Source organism: Flavobacterium cupriresistens, assembly GCF_020911925.1.
Lineage (GTDB): Bacteria > Bacteroidota > Bacteroidia > Flavobacteriales > Flavobacteriaceae > Flavobacterium > Flavobacterium cupriresistens.
Genome location: NZ_CP087134.1, coordinates 4288925 through 4301527 on the forward strand (window position 1 = coordinate 4288925; position 12603 = coordinate 4301527).

Below are 12603 nucleotides of genomic sequence, written 5' to 3' on the forward strand. Positions count from 1 at the left end.
ATATTTTTTGTTAAGTAAATAGTGGTTTTCCCTATTTAGGTAAAACAATTATAAAAGTACATCCATCTGATTCATTATTTAAAACATCCAGAGTACCTTTATTTTTCAGCATTAATTCCTGACATAAATACAGTCCGATTCCAAATCCGGATTCTAAATTTGTTCCTATTCCCGGATTAATGTTTTGCTTGAATAATTTTTGTAATTTTTTCTGTTCGATACCTTTACCTGAATCCTTTACAGTAATTTCATTGTCCGCATATTCAATACAAATCGTACTATCTTCATAGCTAAACTTAATTGCATTATTAATAATATTGCGCAATACTATACTTAAAACCATTGGATTAAAAACGATAACGGTATCTTTTGAAATATCATTTTCGATTTTGATATTTTTAGCTTTTGCCTGTTTTAACAATTCCTTACAGGCTATTGTTATATGATCGTACAACCTGATTTCATTGTCAGGCGAAACCGTTGCTACCAATTCCATTTTTGCCCAATCTAATAAACTGGTAAGCATCCCATCGGATTGTTCTAACTGCTGACTTATCGCTTTTATGTAAGAAGACACAATTTTGTTCTCATTTCTGACAATTTCATCTTTATTCAACAGAATTCTTAAAGTAGTTATAGGCTCCTTAAAATCATGTGAAATCACAGTGAAAATCTTTTGGTGGAGAAGATTAAGCCGCTTTAAGTCCTTATTTTTAAGTTCGATCTCTTCCTTTTGTACTTGTAAAGCTGCATTTGTCTTAGCCTGTCTTTTTTTCAAAACAATAACTAAATAAAGCAGTACAATTAACAAAACAACTCCTGATACTAAAGCAATAAGAGCATTCTTTTGCTGCTTTAATTTTTCCTCTTTCGTTTTATTTAACCTTTTCAAGTTCGCATTTTGCTGTTCTTTGAACTTGGTTTTATTGGCTATTTCAAACGAATCTATTCTTATATTTCTTCTTTTAGCATCTTCCTCTCCTACTAAGCGGTCTAATTTCTCGAATGTTTTATGAGCCCCTTCAAATTCTCCATGCTCCACTAAAATTTCACGCAGCGTCCGCAGAGCATTAATTTTATTCTCCAAAGCGCCGCAACTGTCTGCTATATTGATACTTTTTTCAATTGTTTTCTTTGCCTTATCCAGTTGTTTTTCTCTGCTGTAAATACGTGCCGTTTTTACATAAACTTCCGCAAGATTACAGGGATCATATTTTTTTGCCGCTTCTTCTGCCAGTAAAAATTCCTGTAAACTCTTTTTGTGTTCATAATTTAAATAATAATAGTAACCTGTTATCAAATGCGTTATGATATAGCTGTTTGTATTCTTAGCCGCTGAAAATTTATTTCGACACAAATAGGCATATTGGAATGCTTTTTTAAACTCTTTTCTAGTGAAATAAATATCCGACAAAACATACAAACTTTTATAATGCAACGTTTTAGATTCTTTACTTTTCCCTTTTAAGGAAATTGCTTTTTTTAAAGCAAGAATCGCTTCAGAGTGCTTCCCAATTAGCTTATAATAGTTTCCTTGAGCAAATAATCCAAATTGAAGTTCGAAAGTGTTTAAGTTATTTTTTGCTAAATGTTTTTCGATTAAGAATCCAATACTGTCAAGTTGTCCCTGACCACCATAGTAGTTTAGTTTTTCTTGTAACTCTTTCATTTGAGGACTAATTCCTTGTGAATGCAAGCTTAAAGAGCATAGAAAAAGAATTACATATTTCATCAAATTAGTAACCGTATTATTCAAAAACATAAAAAGTAGTGAATCAGAATCGTTATTTATAAATTTACTTGCGAACTGTTTTTTATCCTATTTGCATTCAAAAAAAAGCAACTGAATTGTCTTTATCACAGAAGAAAAACTTCAATATGCTTTCATAAAATAAAACAGGGCTTTTTAAAGATTGTAAAAACCTTTCTGAAATAATTTAACAGGGGTTAAGAAATTCGAAAACAATATCATACTTTACAGATGTATTGCGCTCTTTCTCACAGCTTAATTTATTCCGACGGCAAAATTAGACAATAAGAGTACATATATTGCTAGCCAAAATCAAAAAATAATCCTATTAATTGTAAAAACTTGTTTTTATTTTTATGAAACCCTGCATATATACAACAAAAAAGACTGTCTTACCAAGAGTAAAACAGTCTGTCTTTTGTTATTAAAATTAATTAGAATAACGAATTAAACAATTCATTATCAATCATTTTTAAAATTTTAAAATTTATTTTTTAATTATTTTTCTGGTGGTTACCGTTCCGTTATCTGAAATAAACTGAACTAAATAAACCCCGGGAACCTGATTCGCAATGTTTACATCAAAATCTCTCTGTTTAGCGGTTCTTTCTTTAAATACAACTCTGTTGTAAATACTTACTATTCTTAAAGTTCCTTGTTGCTCATTGTTAATACTGATTTTAAACACTCCGTCTGTCGGATTAGGATAAATTGTAAACAATTGAGACTCGGCTGCTTCTTTAAGAGCAATTTCATTTCCTTTGGTATTAGCCTGTTTTTCAGCTCTTACAAGGGCAAAACGTTCACCGCCTTCCAGTTCTCCTTTTAGAGCATCTTCCTGAATAAGGTCTAGTGTGATCTGCTGATCCAGAGGGAAATCTTTCGCTACTTTAAAGTCAAATGTTATTCCGAAAGTTTCCTCATTGTCAATCGGTAAATTTGCAATTGCACCTTCTCTGTTAGTAATCAGAATTTTGTTTTTATCAATAATCTGAACTCCTTTCAGGCTTCCGTTTGCTTGCGCTCTTTCAAAAAGACGGTCATCCAGTGTTGCTACGATTGTTCCTCCTAATTCAAAGAAGTTGTTTTTAAGCTCTTCATTAAATCCTTTGTCTACAAATCTTATATTAATAGTTTTAGACTTCACGCCTCTTATAAATACTGCTGTCGGCGGAACAAAATCGGTTGTATTTAAATTATAAACACTCAGATTCTTCCAGGCAATATTGTTATTGTTTTTAGCATTTGGAGTAATTACAACACCATTGACTTCATTAGGCATTGGGTCTCTTGGAGATTCGATTCTGGCAATTAAGCAGAAATGATGCTGATCATACGTATAATCTGCCGGGTTTGGCGGATACCATGGCACCATTACTATCGTGCTACCTCCTACCGGTATTGACGGGATACTTACTTCACCAATCTCATCACCGTGTTTTACTGCTCCGACACTAAAGTTTACAAAATTAGTAGGCCATACCAATCCAGATGACGCTTTTGCGAAATAGAGCCTTACTTTTGCAGAAGAACTTGGACTTGTTCCTTTATTATAAACTCTGATGTATACTCCGTTTGGAGAACTCAATTTAAACTCAGGGTTCTGATGCGACAGTCCTGCATCTATACTTTGTCTTACCCAAATGTCATCACTGATCCACATTGGACCTAAATCAGGATTTGGCTCTAAACCTGTATCAAAAGGTCTGTCTTTAATGTACAAATCAGCTATTGGCAAAGTGATACCGGTAACAATTACAGAATATTTCTGACTGCTGTTCACCAACGTTCCTTTGTGCATAATTTTTACCGTATAGACACCTGCAGCGCCTACAATAGCAATTCTTTCAAAAGGGTCTCTGGTATTATCTCCTAATCCGTTTGTTGTGGCTGACAACAATCTGTAAGGGAAAACGGTACCTGCCGTATTTGTTACTCGTATGTCGAGGTCATTTACAAGTCGGGCTGTACCCACATTTACAATACTTCCCGGATTAGCAGTTCCGGCAGGATCTGTCCAGGATATCGAAGCGATTAACGGATTTACTCCATCTGATGTTACCGGAAAACTATAAGAACCACCGTTTGGTAAGGTATGCTCCTGAATAATAGCTAAAGTTCCGTTTTTCGTAATGGTTTCGGCTGCAAATTTTGCATTTAACAAACCCCATCCAAATATAGCGTCAGGGCCCGTAGGTCCGGCATCATCTGCAGTATGCAAAGCCAATCCTTTTAAAGTTGCCGCACGCATAAAATTGCCTTTCAGATTTTTGTAGTGCTGCTGTAATAAAAGCAAAGTACCGGTAACGTTTGGTGATGCCATAGAAGTTCCCGTTGCATTACCATAACTCGTATTGGTCAATGGCGTAATTACTGATGTAAGTGTAGCGGTAGAATAAACAGAGGTTCCATTTCCGGTAAGATCCGGTTTGATTCTTAAATCATCTGTTGGTCCCTGACTGCTCGAAGTATTAATCGTTACGCTGGTTAGCGCTCCGGTTGAACTGATCACAGCATCATTGGCATTAGCAATTACCAGATTGTTTTTCGCAGTCGCATATCCTGTTAATTTATCGTAGCTCGGATTACCTCCCAGCGGACTCGGATTTGCGGTATTGTCAGTACCGTCGTTACCGGCTGCTTTTATCATCAAATAGTAAGGCGCATTAAACATTAAATTGTCCCAGTCTCTTGCGAAAGTTTCATAAGCTCCAAATCGCCAAGGTGCCATTATAACAGTTCCTACAGAATTTCTTAATCCCCATCCATAGGAATGATTGGACAGCAACATTCCGTTTGAGGCTGCGGTCGTAGCCTCAGCTAAATCAGAATTCCATTCATTTGTTCTTGCAGTTGCCATATTGGCCATTCCCTTTGAAGCGGCTACCAAACCAGCTGCAACAATAGTACCTGTAACATGGTTCGCATGTTGGCTGTTATTACTGGTCGTTATGATAGTGGTAACACCATCAGAAATAGAAACCCTTCCTCCAAACTCATTGTGAGTAGGAAGCGTGGCTCCACCGTCCCAGACATAAGCAGTCATTGATTGTCCATTTAAGTTAAGCCCCAAACCACCGCCTGAATTCAGAAAGTTTGTACGGGTCGATTTGGCAGCATTTACGTTTTCAGGTGTAAAATAAAGAGGTTGTTTACCATCTGCAGAAACGCCCATCAATTCACTCACAGTACCGTCTTTATTTTTAAATGTGGTACTCCAGCCATTGGTTTTGGCCAGACTTAAAGCTCGGTCCTTATTTCGGTCTGACTCACTCTTGTATTGTTTACTTAGCGCTTCCAGCTCTGTTATATTTGAATTTTGTCTAATCTTTTGAATATCATTCTGCGTTTGGGAATACGTTATTCCACATACGCAAAAGAGCATATATTTGTATAATTTTTTCATATGATTTTTGTTTTAATGGGTTGTTTTGTTCTCATAAACTCTTCATAAGAAAAAGGCGGACTTCTGTCACTCATAATCCCAGAGCATTCAGAAAATACATTTGTTTTGATTTTCATAATTCCAGTTGGTTAAGGGTTAATAAAGAATAGTTTTATTGTAATCCGTTGGTATTCGAAAAATAAACTTGTTTAACTTTATTTACAAAAACTCTAATTTTTGTAGGATTTATTCATTAAACACAACAAAACTCGTTAAACAAAACGAACCAAAAAAGAGTATAAATACCTGATTTAAAACACATTGACTTTTCAGCTCTCCAACAACAATCAACCGGATACCAATTCGACTTAAATCCATTAACCCGCCATTTAAAAAGAACTAAGGATCTTATTTACTCCCTCTTCTACTTTCCAAAAAGCATACAAGCTGAATTATTTTTTATATTTTTGAATGAAGCATTAATATCCTCATTTTAAAAGACATGAAACCACTATTAATACTAATAAGCGTTTTTCTGATCTCCTTAGTTTCTATTATTCTTCTTTCTGGAGATTACAATTTTGCATTAGCGGCACGAATTGCGATGTCGGTGATGTTACTGTTCACGGCTATAGCACATTTTGTATTTGCAAAGGGAATGAGCATGATGTTATCGGACTTTATTCCGTATAAAACGGTCGTTATCTGGTTAACCGGATTCATTGAAATTGCCGCTGCGATCGGGCTCTTAATTCCGCAAATCAGAATAATAACCGCTTGGCTGCTCATTGTGTTTTTTATTCTTATACTTCCGGCTAATATATACGCCGCTACTAAACAGATCGATTATCAAAAAGGGACTTTTGACGGAAACGGAACGACTTATTTGTATTTTAGGATTCCATTACAGCTCCTTTTTATTGTTTGGGTTTATCTGTCGGCAATCATCAACTAACTAATTCAAGTTGTTAGTTTTTTTTAATCTGTTACTATTTGAATGGCTTTCTGCTTTAGCTCAATGGCATTAGGTTAAGAGATTTTTTCACGCAGATTCTGCTGATTTTCTTTCATACAATTTTAACTCATTTCCTGAAATACTTAATTCATCCTTTTTTTTCCTTAGCTTATTGTTTTGTCTTTGCCGGACCGTTCTTATTCAAATAGTTTTGTCTTATAAATTCACCCCTTTAACACTAAAACAATGAATAAAGAATTAGTTTTTTTAAGAACATTCGCTATCGCCACCTCGTTAGGAATGGTTGTCCTTACAAGCTCCGCTTTCAAAGAAAAAAGCAATACAAAATTTACTGAAATTGATGTAGAACGGATCAATATCGTAGAAAAAGACGGCACGGTAAAAATGATTATTACCAATGTAGACCGTTTTCCAAACGGAAAGGATATCATCAACAAAAGGCCTACTAATGAAGGGCGAAAAAAACGTTCAGGCATGCTTTTCTTTAATGAAGAAGGTATTGAATGCGGCGGTTTTATCTATGACGGTCAGAAAAAAGAAAACGGGCACTCAGCCGGTTTGTCACTTACCTACGACCAATACGATGGTGATCAGGTCATGCAATTGCTTACACAAGATTACATTAAGGGAGACAAAAGAGTCGTATCCAGCACTCTCGCTTTTAACGATCGCCCGGCAAAAGAATCACAGTTGAAAACCTTTGAAATAACACAAGAACTGGCAGAATTACGCAAAAAAGATCCACAGGCAATGGAGAAAAAACTAAAGGAGTATGAAGAACAAGGCTTGTTAGGAGGCGCTACACGCATCATGCTCGGAAAATCCAGAAGTCAAAACAACGGGCTGTTTCTGTTTGATGATAAAGGAAAACCAAAAGCGATGTTTTATGTAGATAAAGAAAACAAAGCCAAATTGGACTTCTTTGATGACAACGGTGCCATCATTGCTTCATTCCCGGAAAATAAAACCAAATAAACTTCAGGTCAATAGTGCTGCAAAATTAGAAATGCTATTTTTGTATTGATACATCGTCTATAGAAAATGAAAAACATGCTATCTCAACTTAAACAAGCCCGGTATTTTCTACTGTTTGTCTTTTTATTCTCTTACGCACAATCGATACAAGTCCGTTTTTTAATAAGGCAGAAATTAAACTGGTTTATTTTTACACCGGAGGCTGCTATAGCTTCACTTATGTCGTCCTGTGTTTTATTCCTAATCCTTTATTTTTTTATCAAACGCTGGCAAAAATCAGAGCTCTTTAGTTTCAAAGAAGTATTAAAAATATTCAGCTTCTCCTTGTTGGTCTTTTTAGCAACAATGAAAACTATAGGGCTGCTGCTTGCCCTCGTATTTGATACATTTGAGCGCAACTTCAATCAGAAGACGCTACTTTTATCAACCTTTTCGGAACTAATGGATGCGATTATTTATGGAAGTTTTTTTCTGACTTATTACTATTATCAAAAAAACAAAACGAATCAAAAGCAACTTATAGTTTACAATCAGGCTTTGGCAGAAACTAAAATTGACCGGCTTAAAGCACAACTTAACCCTCATTTTTTGTTTAACAATCTTAATGTACTGGATCAGCTTATTGAAGAAGATCAACTGCAAGCTTCTGATTTCTTAAATGAGTTTGCTGAAATTTACCGCTATGTTTTACAGGTTTCGGACAAAAAAATAATTGCTTTGGAAGAAGAATATGCTTTTGCTAAAAAATACTTCAACCTGATGCAATACAAATACGGGACTGCTTACCAATTGCAAACAGAAACTTTAGATCTAAGCGGAAGTATTGTACCGTTAACATTACAGTTGCTTGTAGAAAATGCCATTCAACACAATTTAGGAACCGAGACAAATCCGATTCGTATAAAAATAAACAGAGATACTAAACTCACGGTAAGCAACACTATTGTACCAAAACGCAATTCAAAAACCTTGTCAGGAAGGGCATTACAGAACTTAAAAGAGCAATACTATCTGTTAACAAAAGACCAAATCGAAATTGAAAAAACAGCTACTACTTTTTCTGTTTCTATACCTCTAATTTCAAACTAACCACAATGATAAAAGTGCTAATCATAGAAGATGAAATTCCGGCAAGAAACAAACTGAAAAGATTTCTCAGTCAGCTTAACGAAAGTATTGAAGTAGTGGGCGAAATAGATACTGTTGAAGCTGCAATTGCATTTTTGAACACAACAGAAGTAGATCTGATCCTTTCGGATATTGAATTGCTGGACGGAAATGCTTTTGAAATCTATACGCAAGTTAAAATTAACTGTCCGATTATTTTCACCACGGCCTACGATCAATTTCTGATGGATGCGTTTGAGAATTATGGTATCGAATATCTTTTGAAACCTTTTTCGATGGAACGTTTTCAAAAAGCTTGGGACAAGTATCTGCTGTTAGGAAAATCAAACACCAGCGAGCATGATTTAGTAACCAAATTAAATCAGATTCTTCAAAACAATAATCCGGTAAAGACCTATAAAGAGCGTTTCACGATCAGTAGTCCGAAAGGGATTTATTTTATAGAAACAAATGGTATTTTGTTTTTTGAAGCCAACGAAGGGGTGTTATTTGCTTTCGACACAACAGGAAAAAAACATTTGCTGAATGAGACAACGCTTAAAGAAATTGAATTTTTACTCGATCCAAAGTCTTTTTTCAGAATTAACCGTAGTGAATTGGTTCATAAAAAATATGTTGAAAGAGTCGAGCGTTATTCTAAAAATGCTTTTGCTTTAAAAATAAAAGGATATGAAAAACACCTGAAGACCAGTCAAAGCAATACCGCTTCTTTTCGGGAATGGATAGAGCAATAACTCTTTAGTGTAAAGGCTTAAAGAGACAAAGGCTCAAAGGTCCAAAAGATACAGCAGCAGACGCTAAAAACTTTGTGACTTTGTGACTTTGTGGCATTGTAGCTCTCCTCCACTATCCTCAAAAAAAAACATCTGACATAAATACGAATATGCCAGATGTAATCACAAATCAATCACTGAGGATTAAAATCTTTATTTCACTAAATAAGAAACAGCATCTGCTTCACAAAGTCTAAAATATCCCATCGCGTAACTATCAGCGTTTTTGGTATTGACAATATTTCCTCTGATATTCCCTGGTGGAACAGAGAAAGGATTTCCTTGTGAAGCCTCTAAAATTAGCTTCATATAATTAAAAAAGTTCTTCGAAATACCACGATTCACAATGCCAATGGTTTTTCCCGGTTTTAAATCTGTATCTCCGAATTGAATACTTATTTCATTCCCATTTAGCAGCTCATCATCTGAATTTACATAAAGAGGAAACTTTAAAAAATCACTTTTGAAATCTGTGAGATAATAATTGCTCTTATCAGCCGGGTCATTAAAATAAATCTGAACCACGAGCACATCAGGACCTGATATATCCGGTACATATTTTTGCTCTACTTTATTAATTGGAGTTACGGAAGTTAACTTTTCAACAGCAGTAAAACTTTGCCCTTCTGCCTGCACATGAAGCACATAATCCATATCTACCACAGGAACAAAATTAGTACATACATATACGCCGGGCGCCGATTCGTTAAAAATGAAACTGGTTCCATTGCTGTTCTCCACTCTTACCTGTGCTCCTGAAACTTTTGGTGTATCAGCATTATAATAAGATGTCGTTTTACTGATTCTTATGGTCTGCTCGCTACCTGTAGTTCCTTTTTTCCAAATTAGTTCCGCATCGATCACAATCTTAGGGGTTCCTTCATTTAAATCCAACTTTACTGTATCTTCACAGGAAGAAAAAAACAAAACAAACAAACCACTAAATAAAGCAAGTACGCTGCTTTTAAAATTATACTTTATTACTCTTTGCATGCCATTAAAATTTAAAATTATAAGAAATACTTGGTACTAATCCAAAAATAGACAGCCTTTTGGTCTCATTAAGTCCTGTGTCTTCATTTGTTGTAAACGCCATAGAAACTGCATTTGCTCTATTATAGATATTGTAGATACTAAATACCCAGTAGCTTTGCCATCCTTTCTTTTTGTCCGGTTTAGGCGTGTAAGTTGCCGCTACATCTAAGTGATGGTATAAGGGTAGTCTATTTTCATTTCTCACTCCGTAATTTGGCACATTAAGTTCACCAAAATTGTAATAACTACCGGCATAGGTTACCGGCTGACCTGATCGCAATGAAAAATTAGCATTAAAAGACCATTTTGGACTAAAATCATAGTTCCCCACTATATTTAAATTATGCAATTTGTCATAGCCAGATAAATACCAGTCTCCATTAGCAATACCCGGTTCATCCGGAGTTCTTCCCGGAGTCTTTTGTTCCGCTCTTGACAAGGTATAAGAAACCCATCCTGTGAAATTACCTTTATTTTTACGGAATAATAATTCCATACCATATGCTCTGGCTTTACCGTTCAGAATAACCTGTTCAATGTCATCGTTTGCCACTACATCTGCCCCGTCAATATAATCGATTCGATTTTGGATGTTCTTATAAAACAACTCCCCTTCAAAAGAATAATCCCCTTCCTTAAAATTTCTGAAATAACCTACAGCATATTGATCCAATAATTGTGGTTTTGTAAAAGGACCACTTGGTGTCCAAACATTCATTGGCATTGGAGATTGTGTATTGGATAACATATGAATATACTGCGCCATCCTGTTGTAACTTGCTTTAACAGAATTATCATCATTAAAAGCATAAGATAGTGCCAATCGAGGCTCTAAATTATCGAATTTACTAATGGTTTGACCATTTTTATAGGATTTAGTTCCGGTTGGAGTACCTTCTTCATAAATATTATACAACGGATTATATACTACAGCTTTCCCGTCTTTGTATGTATTAATATCCTCTGCACCCAAACGTAAAAACATACTGTAACGAAGTCCGTAACGAAGATTCAGTTTCTCTGTAATCTGATGTTCAAAATCAATATAGGCAGAACTTTCAAAGGCATATTTTTTATTCAACTGCTTGTAATTAAACTGAGAACCTGCACCTGAAGGCTTCACGGTACCCGGATTAAAATCATAATACAAACCATCGATACCATAGTTGAGTTTTAGTTTCTCTGATCTAATGTAATTCCAATTGTACTTAAGTCCGTAACTGCTGATTTTGCTGTCCCATTCAAACTTTTCTTCCGTCATCGTTAGGTTAAACTTATAATCACTGTATAAAACCGATAAATTAGTGTTCAAAGATTCCGAAAATTTATGCTTCCAACTTAAAATACCCATTGCATTTCCGTAGGTACTGGCGAAACGTTTATTCAAATCAAACAAATCACTTCCTAAATAACCGGAGAACGTAAGGCTGTTATTCGGACTAAGGCGATAATTCAACTTAGCGTTAAAGTCATAAAACATAGCCGAATTTTTATTATCTGCCAGTTTCATAAATAAATGAGCATAAGAAGCACGTCCGGCTAAGATAAAAGAGCCTTTTTCTTTTTTTATGGGTCCTTGCACTAAGAGCCGACTCGAGATAAGACCGATTCCTCCATTTACTTTATACTTTTCAAAATCTCCTGTCTGCTGGGCCACATCAAGAACAGAAGAAACACGTCCTCCATATTTAGACGAAATCCCTCCTTTGTACAAATCTAATGCACTAACGATGTCAGCATTAAAAATGGAAAAAAAACCAAACATATGAGAATCTCCATACACCGGAGCACCATCTAAAAGAATCAGATTCTGATCTGCTGCACCTCCACGGACATTAAAACCTGATGACAAATCTCCTGCATTGGTAACACCCGGCAAGGTCAATAACGATTTTAAAGGATCGGGTTCTCCCAAAGCAACCGGAATTCTTTTGATATCCTCCATCGAAAGTCTGTTGACACTCATTTGTGTATTCCTGACGTCTACTGCTTTAGTGTTTGTTATGATTACCTGATCTAATTGTTGGCTATCAGAAGCAATACTAAAATTAATTGAAACATCATCGGAAACCGTAATTTGCTTTTCTTTCGTACTGTATCCCAAATAACTAATCGAAACGGTATAACTTCCTTTGGGTAATTCTAAGGTAAACTTTCCGTTTTTATCGGTTATAATGCCCGTTTCGAGTTCTTTAATAAAAACGTTGGCACCAATAACCGTTTCATTGTTTTCATCAAAAACCTGACCTGTTACTTTATTTTTTTTTTTTGTTGCTTTTGGCGCTTTGTGTTTTACAAAAATATTGTTCCCCACAATTGAAAATTGAATCTGTGCATTCTTATTCAGTTCGGCGATCAGTTTCTCTATTTCGATCTTTTTGTAAGTACTTTTTCTTGTAAAATATTTCTGACTGGTATCAATTTGATCCGTAAAGGCAAATTTAAAGTCTGTTTGTTGTTCAATTTGCTTAAATAATTCTTTTAATGTTACGGTTTGATCTACTGTAACCGTTACGTTTTGGGAAAACACACTAAAACTGAGTAAAAAAAAGCATACTGTAATTAAATGCTTCATAAAAAT

8 protein-coding genes are annotated in these 12603 nt (G+C 35.2%); 4 read left to right on the forward strand and 4 right to left on the reverse strand.

What is annotated here, in order from left to right; genetic code table 11:
* Window positions 1-31: 31 nt before the first annotated feature.
* Window positions 32-1669: a tetratricopeptide repeat-containing sensor histidine kinase gene (locus LNP23_RS17635; RefSeq protein ID WP_230002210.1), complete on the reverse strand. Its 1638-nt coding sequence runs from the start codon at window positions 1667-1669 to the stop codon at window positions 32-34.
* A gap of 568 nt (window positions 1670-2237) precedes the next feature.
* Entirely contained in the window at window positions 2238-5156 is a 2919-nt protein-coding gene (locus LNP23_RS17640; RefSeq protein WP_230002211.1) for a S8 family serine peptidase, read from the reverse strand.
* Between the two features lie 481 nt (window positions 5157-5637).
* On the opposite strand from LNP23_RS17640, the gene LNP23_RS17645 reads away from it, so the two are divergent.
* From LNP23_RS17645 to LNP23_RS17660, 4 genes are all read left to right on the forward strand, one after another.
* On the forward strand, window positions 5638-6090 hold the full coding sequence (locus LNP23_RS17645) for a DoxX family protein (RefSeq protein ID WP_230002212.1): 453 nt from the start codon (window positions 5638-5640) through the stop codon (window positions 6088-6090).
* A gap of 246 nt (window positions 6091-6336) precedes the next feature.
* A complete protein-coding gene (locus LNP23_RS17650; protein WP_230002213.1) occupies window positions 6337-7086 on the forward strand; it encodes a hypothetical protein in 750 nt (249 codons plus the stop codon).
* A 345-nt stretch (window positions 7087-7431) separates the two neighbouring features.
* Window positions 7432-8175, forward strand: a complete 744-nt coding sequence (locus LNP23_RS17655) for a sensor histidine kinase (protein ID WP_230002214.1) — start codon at window positions 7432-7434, stop codon at window positions 8173-8175.
* 5 nt (window positions 8176-8180) lie between these two features.
* Window positions 8181-8948, forward strand: a complete 768-nt coding sequence (locus LNP23_RS17660; protein ID WP_230002215.1) for a LytR/AlgR family response regulator transcription factor — start codon at window positions 8181-8183, stop codon at window positions 8946-8948.
* Between the two features lie 192 nt (window positions 8949-9140).
* Here LNP23_RS17660 and LNP23_RS17665 read toward each other — a convergent pair whose 3' ends face one another.
* Both LNP23_RS17665 and LNP23_RS17670 read right to left on the reverse strand, forming a co-directional pair.
* Complete coding sequence (locus LNP23_RS17665) at window positions 9141-9980, reverse strand: DUF4249 domain-containing protein (RefSeq protein WP_230002216.1); 840 nt, start codon at window positions 9978-9980, stop codon at window positions 9141-9143.
* A gap of 4 nt (window positions 9981-9984) precedes the next feature.
* Window positions 9985-12597, reverse strand: coding sequence for a TonB-dependent receptor (locus LNP23_RS17670; RefSeq protein WP_230002217.1), 2613 nt, complete (start codon window positions 12595-12597; stop codon window positions 9985-9987).
* Window positions 12598-12603: the final 6 nt, after the last annotated feature.